12 protein-coding genes are annotated in these 15,957 nt (G+C 71.9%); 6 read left to right on the top strand and 6 right to left on the bottom strand.

What is annotated here, in order from left to right; translation table 11 throughout:
• Positions 1 to 7: 7 nt before the first annotated feature.
• From AB0J72_RS30330 to AB0J72_RS30320, 3 genes are read right to left on the bottom strand one after another with little or no spacing between them, the layout of a single operon-like run.
• Positions 8 to 1,351 carry a DUF4350 domain-containing protein gene (locus AB0J72_RS30330; RefSeq protein WP_363404458.1) on the bottom strand — a complete coding sequence of 448 codons (1,344 nt, stop codon included), beginning with the start codon at positions 1,349 to 1,351 and terminating at the stop codon, positions 8 to 10.
• A complete protein-coding gene (locus AB0J72_RS30325; protein WP_363404456.1) occupies positions 1,348 to 1,908 on the bottom strand; it encodes a DUF4129 domain-containing protein in 561 nt (186 codons plus the stop codon). Before AB0J72_RS30325 ends, AB0J72_RS30330 begins: the two co-directional genes overlap by 4 nt.
• Positions 1,905 to 2,753 carry a hypothetical protein gene (locus AB0J72_RS30320; protein WP_363404454.1) on the bottom strand — a complete coding sequence of 283 codons (849 nt, stop codon included), beginning with the start codon at positions 2,751 to 2,753 and terminating at the stop codon, positions 1,905 to 1,907. The genes AB0J72_RS30325 and AB0J72_RS30320 overlap by 4 nt, the downstream gene beginning before the upstream one ends.
• Before the next feature lie 120 nt (positions 2,754 to 2,873).
• Between AB0J72_RS30320 and mtrA the strand changes: the two genes are divergently transcribed.
• The 5 genes from mtrA (at position 2,874) to raiA (ending at position 8,783) form a co-directional block, all read left to right on the top strand.
• Complete coding sequence (gene mtrA / locus AB0J72_RS30315) at positions 2,874 to 3,563, top strand: MtrAB system response regulator MtrA (RefSeq protein WP_033364613.1); 690 nt, start codon at positions 2,874 to 2,876, stop codon at positions 3,561 to 3,563.
• A gap of 86 nt (positions 3,564 to 3,649) precedes the next feature.
• Entirely contained in the window at positions 3,650 to 5,248 is a 1,599-nt protein-coding gene (mtrB, locus tag AB0J72_RS30310; RefSeq protein WP_363404585.1) for an MtrAB system histidine kinase MtrB, read from the top strand.
• Positions 5,249 to 5,277: 29 nt separating this feature from the next.
• The gene (locus AB0J72_RS30305) at positions 5,278 to 7,146 is read left to right on the top strand and encodes an LpqB family beta-propeller domain-containing protein (RefSeq protein WP_363404452.1); all 1,869 of its coding nucleotides are present in this window, start codon (positions 5,278 to 5,280) and stop codon (positions 7,144 to 7,146) included.
• 9 nt (positions 7,147 to 7,155) lie between these two features.
• The gene (locus AB0J72_RS30300; RefSeq protein ID WP_363404450.1) at positions 7,156 to 7,830 is read left to right on the top strand and encodes a phosphoribosyltransferase family protein; all 675 of its coding nucleotides are present in this window, start codon (positions 7,156 to 7,158) and stop codon (positions 7,828 to 7,830) included.
• 329 nt (positions 7,831 to 8,159) lie between these two features.
• Positions 8,160 to 8,783, top strand: a complete 624-nt coding sequence (raiA, locus tag AB0J72_RS30295) for a ribosome-associated translation inhibitor RaiA (RefSeq protein ID WP_360559541.1) — start codon at positions 8,160 to 8,162, stop codon at positions 8,781 to 8,783.
• 45 nt (positions 8,784 to 8,828) lie between these two features.
• Here the strand turns inward: raiA and AB0J72_RS30290 are convergent, their stop codons facing one another.
• From AB0J72_RS30290 to AB0J72_RS30280, 3 genes are read right to left on the bottom strand one after another with little or no spacing between them, the layout of a single operon-like run.
• Positions 8,829 to 9,914 (bottom strand): glycerophosphodiester phosphodiesterase, encoded by a 1,086-nt coding sequence (locus AB0J72_RS30290; RefSeq protein ID WP_363404448.1) that lies wholly within the window; start codon positions 9,912 to 9,914, stop codon positions 8,829 to 8,831.
• A 40-nt stretch (positions 9,915 to 9,954) separates the two neighbouring features.
• Positions 9,955 to 11,007 carry a GNAT family N-acetyltransferase gene (locus AB0J72_RS30285; RefSeq protein ID WP_363404446.1) on the bottom strand — a complete coding sequence of 351 codons (1,053 nt, stop codon included), beginning with the start codon at positions 11,005 to 11,007 and terminating at the stop codon, positions 9,955 to 9,957.
• Complete coding sequence (locus AB0J72_RS30280; RefSeq protein ID WP_363404444.1) at positions 11,004 to 12,152, bottom strand: GNAT family N-acetyltransferase; 1,149 nt, start codon at positions 12,150 to 12,152, stop codon at positions 11,004 to 11,006. The genes AB0J72_RS30285 and AB0J72_RS30280 overlap by 4 nt, the downstream gene beginning before the upstream one ends.
• A gap of 172 nt (positions 12,153 to 12,324) precedes the next feature.
• On the opposite strand from AB0J72_RS30280, the gene secA reads away from it, so the two are divergent.
• Positions 12,325 to 15,231, top strand: a complete 2,907-nt coding sequence (secA, locus tag AB0J72_RS30275; protein ID WP_363404442.1) for a preprotein translocase subunit SecA — start codon at positions 12,325 to 12,327, stop codon at positions 15,229 to 15,231.
• The last annotated feature ends 726 nt before the right edge of the window (positions 15,232 to 15,957 follow it).

Genomic DNA, 15,957 nt, shown 5'->3' with positions numbered 1-15,957 from the left:
GTGTCGGTCACCGTCGTGCTCCTTCTGCGTGGGGTTGTTCGTTGGTCACGGCCTCGGTGAGCATTTCCAGCCGGACGGCCGCGGCGACCAGCGCCTCGTCGTCCGCGGGCGGCGGGCCGAACAGCGTGTCGTCGACGACCTCGGGGGGCCAGCCGCTCCACGCGGCGACCGTGGCCACGAGCACCCTGCGGTCGGTGCCGGGCTCCAGCCGCAGCAGCCGCGCCATCCGGGCCACGGCGGCCGCCCGCAGCGTCCGTAGCGACTCGTCGCGCGCCCGGGCCCGCTGGTACAGCCGGCCCCGGCCGGTGACCGTCTCGCCGGCGCGCACGACCACCGGCAGCGGCTCCACCACCGGGCCGCCCATCCGGCGCGCCCTGGCCAGGGCGTACAGCAGCAGCGTGACGACGAGCAGCACCGCGACCACGTAGACCCACGCCGGGAAGGCCTCCCACAGCGGGTTGGCGGGTTCGCCGCGACCGCCGGCCTGCGTCGCGCCGGGGACCGGGCTGGGGGTCCCGCCCCTGGTCCGGCTGGGGCCGGTGCTGGGCAGGTCCTGGTCGCGGGTCGTCGTGGCGGTCGGCTCGGCGCTGGCGGTCCGCGTCGCCGTCGGCACGGGAGGGGCGGGGTCCCGCACCGGCTCCGGCGGCGACTCGTGCCGGTGCAGGTCGACCCAGACGAGCCGCGGCCTGGTGGTCAGCAGGCTGGTGGCGAGCCTCGCGTTGCCGGCCTCGCCGATGCGGTCGTTGCGGAACGGGTCCGCGGAGCCGGCGATCGTCGTGGTGGTCCAGCCCCGGCTGAACACGATGAGCGAGTCGTCGTAGCAGCGGGCGAACTCCTCCTCGGCGACCGGGTCGACGGGCCCGTAGCTGGTCCGGTGGATCCCCGCCGGGCCGGCGTCGGCCGCGGGCCGGTAGTCGCACCCCGGCGCGCTCACCGAGCCGGCGAGGGCCCGCCGGCCGGTGGTGAGCGGCATCTGCGCGCGCAGCAGGGTCTGCTTGCTGGGCTCGACGAGCACGACCCGGGTCGAGCCCGGCAGCAGCGCCATGCGCTTCAAGTACTCGGGGTGCACGAACTGCGGGGTGGTGAGCAGGATCGTCACGTCGCCGCGGTTCTCGGCCAGGAACGCGTCGGCGGTGCTGCCGACCCGGGCGATCGTGACCCCGGCCGCGCGGACGCGGTCGGCGAGGGTGCTCGCGCCGATGGCCGCCGTGCTGACCGGCGACAGGTAGGCGGCGTCCTCCTCGTCGGGCTGCTCCCACTGGTACAGCACCAGGCCGGTGATCACGACCAGCAGGGCGGCGACGGGTGGGACCACGACCCGCAGCCACCGCCGGGAGCGCGCCTTCTTCATGCGTCGACCTCCGCCGCGTACCGCCGCATCAGGGTGTCGTGCTCCTCGGTGGCGGGGATCTGCCCATACCAGATGTCGGAGAAGATCCCGGTCGCGCCGCGCAGCGCCGGCTCGGCGGCCGGCACCACGGCGGACGCGGCGTGGGCCACCTCGGTCACGGTCATGCCGGGCAGCACCTCGACGGCGCGCCTGTCGGCGAGCCCCCGCACGATCGCCCGGAGCCGCTCGCGGACCGCCTCGGCGTAGCGGCCCTCCGCGGCCAGCCGGTCGGCCAGGCTCAGGAACACCTTGGCCGGCAGGTCGGGCAGCGTGTCGCCGCTCGACGGCTCGGCGGTCTCGATGTCGACCTCCTCGGGCGCGGCCGTCTTCGGTTCCTCGGCGTCCCTCTTCTTCCGCTTCCGCAAGCGCAGCCGCGGGAAGCGCTTCGGGACCCAGCGCGGGAAGAAGTAGTACAGGACGCCGCCGACGACCGACAGCAGCAGCAGGAGGAACACCAGCAGCGGCAGCCCGACCGCCGCGGACAGCCGCTCGAGGAACTCGGCCCAGCCGCGGGTCATCGCTGCACCGCGCCGGAGAGGGCGGCCTGGGCCAGGTCGACGGGGCGGCCGAGCCGGCGGGACCGGCCGACCGCGACGTCGAGCCCCTCGACCCGCATCCGGCTCTCCAGGTACAGGACGGCGTCGACGCTGGCGAGCGCGGCATACACGACGGTGTTGGCCAGCACCCACACCGCCACCGTCACGATCTCGTAGACCAGCGCGTCGCTCGGCAGCACGGTGTCCAGCAGCGCGGCGGTGCCCATGCCGATCGCCACCCGGATCGCCGCCCACCCGCCGTAGCCGCCCAGCCGGATCGCCACGCCACGCATCCCGACCGGCGCCAGGTTCAGGGAGCGCACCAGCGCCGCCCCGGGCCCGACCCGGTCGACCACGAGCGCGGGCGCGGCCAGGCCGATCGCGCCGAAGAAGTAGAACCACGGCAGCGCCACGATCGCGCTCGGCAGCAGGATCAGGCCGACCGAGAGGGCGAGGAGGATCAGCGCCGGCGCCCGCCGCCCCCACGCGCGCAGCAGGTCGCGGGCCGGCGCGGGGGTCCCGAGCAGGGCCGGCCCGACGGCCGCTCCGGTCAGCCCGCCGAGCAGCGCCAGCACGACGCCCTCCGTGGCCAGGCCGCAGCAGAAGACCAGCCACCACATCCCGGTGTCGGCGTCGAAGATGTCCGTCGTGCCGTCCACGCCGGCGACGGAGCGCAGCGGGAACAGCACGGCCTGCTCGCACACCGCCAGCACGAACGCGGCGACCAGGAACAACCGGGCATTGGCGCGCAGCAGCAGCACCCCCGCGTCGAGCAGCTCACCGAAGGTGAGCGGACGCAGTGGGATCACCGGGCTGTGCTGGTCCACGCGGACACCGTAGTCGGCAGGCGCGAACCCGGCGGCCCGCCCTGACCAGATGGCCGGAAACTGACCAAGATCGGGCATCGGGTTCCCATCTTCGGGCGTCGAGGTGAAATATTGGACCGCATGAGAGCCCGCGTCCTGGTGGTCGACGACGACCCCGCCCTTGCCGAGATGCTCGGCATCGTCCTGCGCAGCGAAGGCTTCCTCCCGTCCTTCGTCGCGGACGGCGAGCGTGCACTCGGTGCGTTCCGGGACAGTCGGCCCGACATCGTCCTGCTCGACCTGATGCTGCCGGGCATGAGCGGCATCGACGTGTGCCGGTCCATCCGCGCCGAGTCCGGCGTGCCGATCGTGATGCTCACCGCCAAGAGCGACACGGTCGACGTGGTGCTCGGGCTCGAGTCGGGCGCCGACGACTACGTGATGAAGCCGTTCAAGCCCAAGGAGCTGGTCGCGCGCATGCGGGCCCGGCTGCGCCGCGGCGAGGACGTCGCCCCCGAGCTGCTGACCATCGGCCCGCCCGGCAACCAGATCACCATCGACGTGCCGGCGCACACCGTCATGCGCGACGGTGAGGAGGTCAAGCTGACGCCGCTCGAGTTCGACCTGCTGGTGGCCCTGGCCCGCAAGCCGCGCCAGGTGTTCACCCGCGAGGTGCTGCTCGAGCAGGTCTGGGGCTACCGGCACGCCGCCGACACCCGTCTGGTCAACGTCCACGTCCAGCGGCTGCGCGCCAAGATCGAGCCCGACCCGGAGAAGCCGGAGATCATCCTGACCGTGCGCGGCGTGGGCTACAAGGCCGGCACGGGCTGAGGTCTGCCTTGGTGCGTATCGACCCGATCGTCGTGCAGGTCCGCCGCTTCAGCCGCTTCCGGCCGAAGCGGCTGATCCCGCACGTCGTGAGCCGCCGCCTGCGCCGCTTCTACGCCGCCGCCCGACGGCAGTGGCGCCGGTCGCTGCAGTTCCGCGTCGTGGGCATCACGCTGCTGCTCTCGGCGATCCTGGTGTCGGCGTTCGGTTACACGGTCGCCTCCCTGATCAGCCAGGGCGTGCTGCGCACCCAGGTCGACACCTCCGAGGACCAGATCCTGCGCGGCGCCCGGGAGGCGACCAAGCAGCTGGAGGGCTACACCCAGGCCGACGATCCGGGGCTGCCCGGGAAGATGCGGAGCGTGGCGTTGGACCTGGCCACCTCCATGGACAACCCCGATTCCGAGGTCGTCATCCTGCGGCAGGGCACGCCGGGGGCCGCGTCGCCGGACAACGGCACGGCCACGGTGATGCAGCAGAGCTCGATGCGCCAGCTCCGCGAGTCGGTCGTCAGCGGCCGCAAGCCCGGCACGTGGCAGCAGATCGAGACCCTCGACGTCGGGCGGGGGCCTACCCGCTTCCTGGTCATGGGCACCCCGATCATCACCGGTGGCCAGCCGTTGGAGCTGTACTACCTGCTGCCGCTGAAGGCCGAGAACGACCTGGTCGAGTTCGTCGCGCTGGTGGTCACGGCGACCGGCGTGGCGCTCGTCGCGCTGCTCGCCCTGATCGCGGCGACCATGACCCGGCTCGTGGTGAAGCCCGTGCGGGTCGCGGCCCGCACCGCGCAGCGGCTCTCCGCCGGCCTGCTCGACCAGCGCATGCAGGTCAAGGGCGAGGACGACCTGGCGCGGCTGGCCGCCGCGTTCAACCAGATGGCGGCCAACCTGCAGCGGCAGATCGTGCGGCTGGAGGAGATGTCGCGCCTGCAGCGGCGCTTCACCTCCGACGTGTCGCACGAGCTGCGCACCCCGCTGACCACCGTGCGGATGGCGGCGGACCTGCTCTTCGCCTACCGCGACGACTTCGACCCGGCCGCCGCGCGCAGCGCGGAGCTGCTGCAGGCCGAGCTGGACCGGTTCGAGGACCTGCTCACCGACCTGCTGGAGATCAGCCGCTTCGACGCCGGGTTCGCCGCGCTGGACGCCGAGCCGACCGACCTCGCGCCGATCGTGCGCCGGGTCGCGGAGCGGCTCGAGCCGCTCGCCGAGCGCTGCAAAGTACCGTTGCGGGTCGAGGCGCCGGAGGACGGGGCGATCGCCGAGGTCGACCCGCGGCGCGTCGAGCGGGTGCTGCGCAACCTGCTGGGCAACGCCGTCGAGCACGGTGAGGGCAAACCGGTCGTGGTGACCCTGGCCATCGACGAGGCCGCGGTGGCGGTGACCGTCCGAGACCACGGGGTCGGGCTGAAGACCGGCGAGGAGAAGCTCGTGTTCAACCGCTTCTGGCGGGCCGACCCGTCCCGGGCGCGGCAGACCGGCGGCACCGGGCTCGGCCTGTCGATCAGCCTGGAGGACGCCCGGCTGCACGGCGGCTGGCTGGAGGCCTGGGGCGCGCCCGGCAAGGGCGCCCAGTTCCGCCTCACGCTGCCGGTGCGCTCCGGCGACCGTCTCGTCTCCTCGCCGCTGCGCCTGGTGCCCGACGACGCCCGCGCCGACGAGGCCGCGCTGATCGGGGAGACGCCATGAGCGGGCCGGAGCGCAGCGGAGGTGTCGGCATGACCGCCCGGTTCCGGCGGCTCACCGCGGGCGTGGCCGTGGTCGCGCTGGCGCTCGGCGGGTGCGGGCTGCCCGACCGCACCGACCCGAGATACGTGGGCCCCGCCGTCGAGCCGAGCCGCGCCCAGGACCGGGCCGACCCGCCCGAGAAGCCCGACGGCGCCACCAGCCTGTCCGACCTGGTCAACCGCTACCTGAAGACGTCGGTCGGCGGCAACATCACCAACTCGGACCAGCAGGACGCGGCGTCGGAGACCCAGACCCGCATGAAGACGTTCATGACCGAGCAGACCGCGGCGACCTGGAAGCCGACAGGAAACCTGACGGTCGTCGCGCAGGGGAAGAGCGAGATCGTCCAGGACGGCACCAGATCGACCTACAAGGTCGTTCTGACGCGCGTCGGTCAGCTCGACTCGTTCGGCCGGTTCACGGCCTGGCCCACCGACAGCGACCGGACGTTCCCCGCCGTGTTCGAGAGCGAGGAGGTCGGCGGACAGGTCCGGTTCTCCCAGGTGCCCCCGTACATGCTGCTGAGCACCGCAGGGCTCCAGGACCAGTACATCCGCCAGCCGATCTACTTCTGGGAGAAGGACGTCGAGAAGCCGAAGCTGGTGCCCGACCTGCGGTACATGCCGAAGGTGCTGCAGCCGTCGAAGCGGGTCGACGAGGTCGTGCGATGGCTCGTCGAAGGGCCGTCGGCGTGGCTGACCCCAGCCGTCGACAGGCTGTCCGGCATCGAGACGAAGGGCAGCGCCACGGTCAACGCCGACCAGAGCGTGAACGTCAACCTGATCTCGAAGGTGGCCGGCAAGAGCCCCGACGACCTGCGCAAGCTGGCGAGCCAGATCCGCTGGTCGCTCATCCTGCACCCGCCCGTGTCGCTGTCCTTCGAGAACGCCAGGGACACCACGAACGACTCCGGCGGCTACCTCGGCGACAACTCCGCCGTCGTGCAGGGGGACCTGGACCAGGAGAGGTTCGCCATCGTCAACGAGTCGGTCCGGCAGCTCAGCACGGCGACCGACGGTCCCGCGCTGTTCGGCCCGAGCGAGTGGAACAAGGCGGTCGTCTCGGCGACGATCAACCGGGCGCGCACGAGGGCGGCGCTGGTCCGCAAGGTCGGCAACAAGGAGCAGCTCTTCGTCAACGCCGACAACCGGGTGCCCACGTACGTCGAGGTCCCCGGCATGACCGCCGCGACGCTGAGCCGGCCGGTGTGGATCGACCGCCCGGCGCCGCGGTTCCTGATCGCCGACGGCGCCAGTCTGTGGGCGGTCACCCCGCCCGGCGCCGCGGGCGAGCCGCCCGTGCGGGTGGCGGTGCCCGGCCCCAACGACACGGAGCTGACCAACGTCTCGGCCTTCTCGGTGTCGCCCGACGGCCGGCGGGTCGCCCTGGTCATCGGTGGCAAGGAGACCAAGGTCGCGGCCCTGAAATTCGAGAACGGCAAGCTCACGCTCGGCGAGCAGCACGCGGTGCCCAACTCCCTCGGCGCGAACAGGGCCGTCGGCTGGCTTACCGAGACCTCGCTGGTGATCGGCGGCGAGCCGAACCCCGCCAACGGGCCGCCGGAGGCCAACTACTCGCTGGTGCGCACCAGCCTCGACGGCACCGGCGAGGAGCCCCTGCCGCGGAAACCTGAGAAGCCCAGCGCCTTCCCCGTCACCGAGCTGTCGGCGCGCACCAACGACGCGGCCAAGTCGCTGGAGCTGGTGCTGGTCATGTTCCAGGACAAGGATCAGGCGCGGGGCGTGTACGCCACGTCCGTCGACCCGATCGAGGTGGATGCCCCCGGCGGCGGGACCCCCAGCCCGTCGGCGACCCAGACGCCGAAGCTGATCGCCAAGTCGCCCTTCTACGCGGACTGACGGGGCGTCATGCTGCTCGCCGACCTGCTGGACCTGGTGCTGCCGGCGACCTGTGCCGGGTGCGACAAGCCCGCCACCGGGCCGCTGTGCGAGCCGTGCCGCGCGGCGCTCGCCGCCGTCCGGCCGGGGCGCACGCGGCCGGTGCCCGAGCCGCCGGGGCTGCCGCCGGCGTTCGCGCTGGCCGCGTATGCCGGCTCGCTGCGGCGGATGCTCATCCAGTACAAGGAGCGCAACCGCCACGAGCTGGCGCCGGTGCTCGGCGGGCTGCTCGCCAGGGTCGTCGCCGCGTCCGTGCCGGCCGGTGCCGGGCCGGTGACGCTGGTGCCGGTGCCGGCCACGAGCGCGGCGGCCAGGCGGCGCTTCGGCGACCACGTCGACCGGCTCGCGGTCGCCGCGGCCGCGACGCTGCGCCGGCGGGGCGCCGAGGTGCGGGTGGAAGGGCTCCTGCGGGCGCTGCCGAAGCGGGAGGACTCCACCGAGCTGTCGGCCACCGAGCGGGCCCGCGCGGCCGCGCAGGCCTTCGCGGTGCGGGGCCGGGGAAGGCCGGCCGCCGGTGCCGTGATCCTCGTCGACGACATCATCACCACCGGGTCGACCCTCGCCGCGTCCACGGCGCGGCTCGCCGCCGAGGGTGTGCGGGTCCACCGCGTGGCCGTTCTGGCCGCTACGCAGCGTGCCGCGTAGCTAACGCCCTTCGTCCCGGTTTGTGCGGAACGTTACTTCGTGCGCCACTCGGGGTAATCCGCGAGGAGGGATTCAGAAGTTGATCGGAGAGTTCTTGTGAACCGGGGGTGACTAGCGGCTGTCCTCGGTTTAACGTCGAGAGACGACCTGACCGAAGACCTTGCCGGCGTTCGCGAAGCGCCGGTTCGGAAGGGAGGACTCTGCCCCATCCGTTTCGGTCGCGTGCCGCGAAGGCTCAGCCTCTGGGGAGGCGCGATCCGGCCGAGCAGTCCGGACAACAACCGAACCCAAACCCGTTTCTTTTGTTAGACCCGTGGGGGAGGCCAGGAGTGGACATCGTCGTCAAGGGCCGCAACGTCGAGGTGCCCGACCATTACCGGCAGCACGTCGCAGACAAGCTGCAGAAGGTCGAGCGATACGACCACAAGCTCATCCGCGTCGACGTCGAGTTGTTTCACGAGCGCAATCCGCGCCAATCCGATCACTGCCAGCGTGTGGAGATCACGTGTGTCTCCAGAGGGCCGGTGATCCGGGCGGAGGCCTGCGCCGCCGACTTCTACAGTGCGCTGGACGCCGCCATCGCCAAGCTGGACAGCAGGCTGAGCCGGGCCGCCGACCGCCGGCGCGTCCACCGGGGGCGGCACGCGCCGGTCTCCGTCGCCGCGGCGACCGCGTCGCTGGCGTTCACACAACCTGAGCGCGCGAGCGTCGCCACACTCGCCGACGTCGAGGCCGAGTCCTTCGACCTGATCGACGAGCAGGACGACCAGCCGTGGCACATCGTCCGGGAGAAGGAACACCCGGGCGAGCCGATGACCGTGGACGATGCGCTGTTCCACATGGAGCTGCTCGGCCACGACTTCTACCTGTTCAACGACAAGGAGTCGGGCCGGCCCAGCGTCGTCTACCGCCGCAAGGCGTACGACTACGGGGTCATGAGCCTGGGCACCTGAGCCGTTGCCGAACGGCGGGCCGGTGCGAACCGGCCCGCCGTCAGCTCACAGGTCGCGGGCGAGGACCGCGGTGTCCGGGTAGTCGGCGAAGACGCCGTCGAGCCCGGCCGCCAGGAAGGTCCTGATCTCGCCGATCACGTCGCCCCACGCGTTGGGGTCGGTGCCCTTGCGCAGGTTGAGCGGCAGGAATTGGTTCTCGTTGCGGAACGTCCAGGAGTGCACCTTCAGGCCGCGCGCGTGGGCGTCGCCGATCAGCGCCGTCGGCTGCAGCAGGTTGCCGGCCGCGTCCCGCGCGATGACCAGGTTCTTCGTCGCGCCCACGCCGTTGGTGAAGGTCTTGAGCCAGTCCAGGCCGGCCGGCTTGGCGAGGTCCGCCCACGTGCGCGGGTCGCCGCTGCTGCGGAAGTCGAAGGGCGAGCCGACCGCGTCGAGCAGCACCACCGACGGCGTGTCCACCAGGCCGCGCAGCTTCTTGATGCTGGTCGGCTCGAAGGACTGCAGGAAGACGTGCGCGTTGCGGCCGGCCAGCCCGTTGCGCTTGAGGATCCGGGCGAGCAGCGGCTCCAGCGCGAGCCCGACGGACGCGAAGTACGTGGGGTGCTTCGTCTCCGGGTAGATGCCCACGCCGGCGGAGCGGGCGAGGTCGATGACCTCCTGCAGGGTCGGGATCTCGAAGAGCCCGTCGTAGATCGTGTTGTGCGGGCGGACCGCGGGCAGCCGCTCGACCGCGCGCAGCGTCTTGAGCTCGGCGAGGGTGAAGTCCTCGGTGAACCAGCCGGTGACGCTGACCCCGTCGATGGACTTCGTGGTCCGCCGGCCCGCGAACTGCGGCTTCGACGCCACGTCGGTGGTCCCCGAGATCTCGTTCTCGTGCCGGGCGACGAGCTGGCCGTCCTTGGTGGGCACGAGGTCGGGCTCGATGAAGTCCGCGCCCATCGCGATCGCCAGGCGGTACGCCGCCAGGGTGTGCTCGGGCCGGTGGCCGCTCGCCCCGCGGTGCCCGATGACGAGCGGCCGGGCCGGCCGCGGCTTCGTGGTGTGGGCGGAGGCCGCGGGGCTGACGAGGGCCTGTGGAAGGACCGCCGCCCCGGCGGCCACCGAGATGCCGGAGATCACTGCACGTCGACGCATGCCCAGACTGTCTCGGGCACACGGCAACGCCACATGACGCCTAGGTTGCCGCCGGGCGCAGCTTGGCGAACTGGATGTTGTCGATCCGGGTGCCGTCCGGCCCGGGCAGCCGGCTGCGCTGCAGGCCCTCGCGGTGATACCCGGCCGCCTCCAGGACCCGCTGCGACGCGACGTTGTCCGGGGCGGTGCCGGCGGTCATCCTCGCCATCCCGATCTCGAAGCCCCACGCGGTGACCAGCCGGGCGGCGCGGGCGGCGTACCCCTTGCCGCGCGCCTCCGGGGTGAGGCTGTAGCCGATCATCGCCTCGCGCAGGAGCGGCTCGAAGTAGAACAACGCGATCTCGCCCAGGTAGGTGCCGCCGGCGGCGTCCCGGATGGTCATCTCCGCCCGCTGGCCGGCCAGCCACTTCGACACCGACTCGGCGCATTGACGGGTCACGACGGCCGGGTCCATCGGGGTGCCGACGACGGACCTGCCGCTGACGTCCGGGCGGCTGCGCATCTGGTACGTGCTGGGCCCGTCCTCCTCGCCGATCGGGCGCAACGCGACGACGCCGTCGGTCAGCACGCCACCGGGCAGGTCCGGCAGGGCGCGGGCGCTGGGGCCGGGCGGGTCGCCGGCGGTCCTGGCCCACACGACCATGTCCTGCCAGCTGCCGTCCGCGGCCTGCGAGGCGGCCCGGGCGACGCCCTCCCGGACGTACCCGCCGGCGACGGCGACCCGCTGGCTGGCGCCGTTGGTCAGCGCCGTCACCAGGTACAGCCGCCGCAGCCCCTGCGCGAACAGCCCGGCGCTGAACTGCTCCAGCGCCGCTGACGCCACCCCCTGCCGGCGGGCCCACGGCGCGACCCAGTAGCCGACCTCCACGGTGCCGGTGCCGCGCGGCGTCGACCCGATCGCGCCGAGCACCCGGTCCGTCGCCGCGTCGACGATCGCGGGGTCCTCGGGCTTCTGCCGGAAGAACGCCAGGGCGTCGTCGCGGGTGTACGGCTGGGGCAGGAACGGCAGGTAGTGCGCGATGACGGGGTCACTGCACGCCTCGGCGACCGCGTCGGCGTCCTCGTCCCGGAACGGCCTGAGCGCGACGGTCACTTCAGGTCCCGCTTGAGCAGGGTCGCCACCCAGCCGTCGACCCGCGTGCCGCGCTGCTCGCAGCTGTCCCGCTGGACGCCCTCGATCACGAATCCCACCTTCTCCGCCACCCTCCTCGATCCGATGTTGCCCACGTGCGCGCGCCAGACGATCCGGCCCAGGCCGAGCCGGTCGAACCCGAAGCCGCAGATCGCGCGCGCCGCCTCGGTCATGAAGCCCTTGCCCCGCATCCACGGCGCGGAGGAGAAGCCCAGCTCCGCGCTGACCGGGTCCATCGGGTTGATCCGCAGGTCGATGGTGCCGGCGAACCGGTCGTCGGGGTCCGCGACCACGAACCCCACCCCCGTGCCCTGCAGCCAGCCGTTCGGGTAGCGGTGGTGGATGAAGTCCATGGCGTGCTCCGGGCCGTAGTCCAGCGGGACCGACGTCCACTGGACGGTCTCCGGGTCGCGGAACGTCATCACCAGGTCGTCCAGGTCGCCGTCGCGGGCCAGCCGCAGCGTGCCCGGCCCGGCCGGCAGGCGGACCGGCGGGGTGCAGAACGTGTGGGCGCGCAGCGAGCCCGGGCCGCCCGGAGCGACCCACGCCGGGGGTGTGTCGCAGACCTCGCCGGGCAGCATCACCCCGTGCCAGCCGTCGACGAACCCGCCCTCCTTCGCCGGCAGCAGCGCCCGCACCACGCCGTCGAACGTGAAGCCGATCCGCTCGGCGGTGAGCTTCGACGCGTGGTTGCCGACCTCGGCGCGCCAGACGAGCTTCGTGAGCCCCAGCACCTCGAACGCCCAGTGCGCGACGGCCCGGCCGGCCCGCTCGGCGACCCGCCGCCCGCGCGCCCACGGCGCCACCCAGGTGCCGAGCTCGCCCTGCCGGTTACGCAGGTCGAGGGTGACGAGGCCGGCGGAGGCGAGCAGTTCACCCGTGCGGGCGTCGAACACCCCGAGCGGCGCCGACGTCTCGGTGACCCACGCGGCCCGCGACATCTCCCGCACGTAGGCCGCGGCCTGTTCCCGCAGGTAAGGCACGGGCACCATGGTCCAGCGCTGAATCAGGGGATCCTGGCAGGCGAGGAAGACGTCCTCGGCGTCGTCCTCATGCCAGGCGCGCAGGACGAGCCCGTCGCCGGTGGTCAGTTCGATCGGCTCCATGACCGCCGATCCTGCCCCAAATGTGCCCGCTGTCGGCGGATATTTCTTCGGTACATCGAAGCGATTTGTACGGCTTTGTCCATCAGTGTCCGTAGAGTGGGTGGGCGGGGGCGGCAGTTCGGGCAAGAAGCCGCCTACGATGGGTCGCAGACGTTTAAGGGAGCGCTGACCCGTGTCGATTTTCGAGAAGATCCTCCGCGCCGGCGAAGGTCGCCAGGTGCGGCGGTTGAAGGCTGTCGCAGATGCCGTCAACTCGCTGGAGGAGGAGTACACCGACCTCTCCGACGAAGAGCTGGCCGACATGACGAACCAGTTCAAGGAGCGGCTCGCCGACGGTCAGACGCTGGACGACATCCTGCCCGAGGCGTTCGCGGTCGCCCGCGAGGCCGCCTCCCGGGTGCTCGGTCAGCGACACTACGACGTGCAGGTCATGGGCGGCGCCGCCCTGCACTACGGCAACATCGCCGAGATGAAGACCGGTGAGGGCAAGACCCTCACCTGCGTGCTCCCCGCATATCTCAACGCGCTCTCGGGCAAGGGCGTGCACGTCATCACGACCAACGACTACCTCGCCCAGCGCGACGCCGAGTGGATGGGCCGCGTGCACCGGTTCCTCGGCCTGACCGTCGGCACCGTGCTGCCCAACCAGCCGTCGTCGGCGCACCGGGCCGCGTATGACTGCGACATCACGTATGGCACCAACAACGAGTTCGGCTTCGACTACCTGCGCGACAACATGGCGTGGTCGCGGGACGAGCTCGTGCAGCGCGGCCACAACTTCGCGATCGTCGACGAGGTCGACTCGATCCTGATCGACGAGGCCCGCACCCCGCTGATCATCGCCGGCCCGGCCGAGCAGTCCGCCCGGTGGTATCAGGAGTTCGCCCGCGTCGTCGGCCGCCTGAAGCGCGGCAAGGACGGCGACGGCGACTACGAGGTCGACGAGTCCAAGCGCACGATCTCCGTCACCGAGCGCGGCGTCGGCAAGGTCGAGGACCAGCTCGGCATCGACAACCTCTACGAGTCGGTCAACACCCCGCTGGTCGGCTACCTGAACAACGCCATCAAGGCGAAGGAGCTCTACAAGCGCGACAAGGACTACGTCGTCAACGACGGCGAGGTCCTCATCGTCGACGAGTTCACCGGCCGTATCCTGCACGGCCGCCGCTACAACGAGGGCATGCACCAGGCCATCGAGGCCAAGGAGAGCGTCGAGATCAAGCAGGAGAACCAGACGCTCGCGTCGATCACCCTGCAGAACTTCTTCCGCCTGTACTCGAAGCTGTCGGGCATGACGGGCACCGCCCAGACCGAGGCCGCCGAGTTCAACAAGGTCTACGGCGTCGGCGTCATCAGCATCCCGACCCACCGCTCCATGGTCCGCGTCGACCACCCCGACGTGATCTACAAGACGGAGAAGGCGAAGTACAACGCCGTCGTCGACGACATCGTCGAGCGGCACGCCCTCGGCCAGCCGATCCTCGTCGGCACCGTCTCCGTCGAGAAGTCCGAGCTGCTGTCGCAGCTGCTGCGCAAGCGCGGCGTCGCGCACTCCGTGCTCAACGCGAAGTTCCACTCCAAAGAGGCGGAGATCATCGCGCAGGCCGGCCGCAAGGGTGCGGTCACCGTCGCCACCAACATGGCCGGCCGTGGCACCGACATCCTCCTCGGCGGCAACGCCGAGTACCTCGCCGCCGCCGAGCTGCGCCAGCGCGGCCTCGACGAGGACGAGACCCCGGACGAGTACACGGTCGCCTTCGAGGACGCACTCCCGCGCTGGGAGAAGCTCGTCGAGGACGAGTCCGACGAGGTCACCGACGCCGGCGGCCTCTACGTCCTGGGCACCGAGCGGCACGAGTCCCGCCGCATCGACAACCAGCTCCGCGGCCGCTCCGGCCGTCAGGGCGACCCCGGCGAGTCCCGCTTCTACCTGTCCCTGCAGGACGAGCTGATGCGCCGCTTCCGGGCCAGCGCCGTCGAGGCGGTCATGGACCGCTTCAACATCCCCGAGGACGTGCCCATCGAGTCCAAGATGGTCACCCGCCAGATCAAGAGCGCGCAGACCCAGATCGAGGCGCAGAACGCCGAGATCCGCAAGAACGTCCTCAAGTACGACGAGGTCCTCAACAAGCAGCGCAAGGTCATCTACGCCGAGCGCAAGCGCGTCCTGGACGGCGAGGACCTCAGCGAGCAGGTCCGCAACATGATCGACGGTGTCGTCGGCGACTACGTCACCTCCGCCACCTCCCTCGGCGAGACCGCCGAGGACTGGGACCTCGAGCAGCTGTGGACGAACCTCAAGCAGCTCTACCCGGTCGGCGTCACCATCGAGGACCTGGAGGAGGAGGCCGGCGGCTCGCTGGACCCCGAGTTCCTCAAGAACCAGCTCATCGACGACGCCCACGCCGCGTACGACCGCCGCGAGGAGGAGCTCGGCGCCGAGGCCGTCCGCGAGCTGGAGCGCCAGGTCCTGCTCAACGTCATCGACCGCAAGTGGCGTGAGCACCTCTACGAGATGGACTACCTGCAGGAAGGCATCACCCTGCGGGCCTACGCGCAGCGCGACCCCGTGGTCGAGTACCAGCGCGAAGGCTTCGACATGTTCCAGCAGATGCAGGAAGGCATCAAGGAAGAGGCCGTCGGCTTCCTCTTCAACCTGGAGGTCCAGGTCGAGGAGGCTCCGGCCCCGGTGCTGGACGTGGCCGCGGCCGCCGAGACCGGCGCCAACGTCCCGCTGCCCGAGCCGCACGTCGAGATCCGCGCCAAGGGCCTCGGCGGCAACCGCATGCCGCGTGCGCTGCAGTACTCCGCCCCGACCATCGACGGCGAGGCGGGCGTGCACATCGAGCAGCAGGAGGAGGCACCGGCCCTCGGCCTGGGCGGCGGCACCACCCGCCCGGCCCCGTCGTCGTCGCCGTCTCCCGGCGTGCGCCGCTCGGGCCCGGCCGCACCGTCGGCGGCCCGCAAGCCTTCCCCCGGCCAGGCGGTCGCCAGCAACGGCCCGTCCCGCAACGCCCCCTGCCCCTGCGGCTCCGGCAAGAAGTACAAGCGCTGCCACGGCGCCCCCGGCGGCGCCTGACCCGCGCAGCCACCCAGCCCCACCGGACGCCCGCCGCACTGCTGATTTCTTTCCGCAGCCCGGCGGGCGTCCGCCTGTCCGCACCTGAACCACCGCCCCTCACGAGCGCACAAGGGATCGGAGTCCCAGTGCGCCCGCCGCCGCCCAAGACGGGGACTTCGAGTTGGCGGATGAGTGGCGTCTGGTGCGCTCCGCCGCTGCTGAAGATGGGCGCACCGGGAGCTTTGGGTTGAGGGTGGGCGGTCGCCCGGTGTGCCCACTGCTGCTCAAGATGGGCGCGCCAGGACTTGGGATTGGCGGGTGGGCGGAGTCCGGTGCACCCCGCCGCTGCTCAGGTTGGGTGCACCCCGGGGCTTGGGATTGAGGGGTGGGTGGAGTCTCAGCGCGCTCGGCGCCCCTCCCGCGGGCGCCGGGTTGCGGGCCAGGGCGTTCGGTGCGCTCCGCCGCTGTTCAAGACGGGCGCCGGGTGCCTGGGGCTGAGGGGCGGGTGGAGTCCTGATGCGCTGGCCGTTGCCCAAGACGGGTGCCCAGGGCTTGGGATTGGTGGGTGGCGTTCGGTGCAGCCCCGCCGCTGTTCAAGGCGGGCGCCGGGGATCTGGAGTTGGCGGGCGAGTGGAGTGCCCCGTTGCGCCCGCCGCTGCTTGGGTTGGGTGCACCCAGGGACTGAGTGGGAGGAGTCCCAGTGCGCCCGCCGCCCCTCCCGTGGGCGCCGGGGCACGGGGTTGA

Origin of the sequence: Dactylosporangium sp. NPDC049742 (assembly GCF_040674675.1) — a bacterium.
GTDB lineage: Bacteria > Actinomycetota > Actinomycetes > Mycobacteriales > Micromonosporaceae > Dactylosporangium > Dactylosporangium maewongense.
Note: the sequence above shows the minus strand (reverse complement) of the source record. Positions and strands in the feature narration are given on the sequence as shown.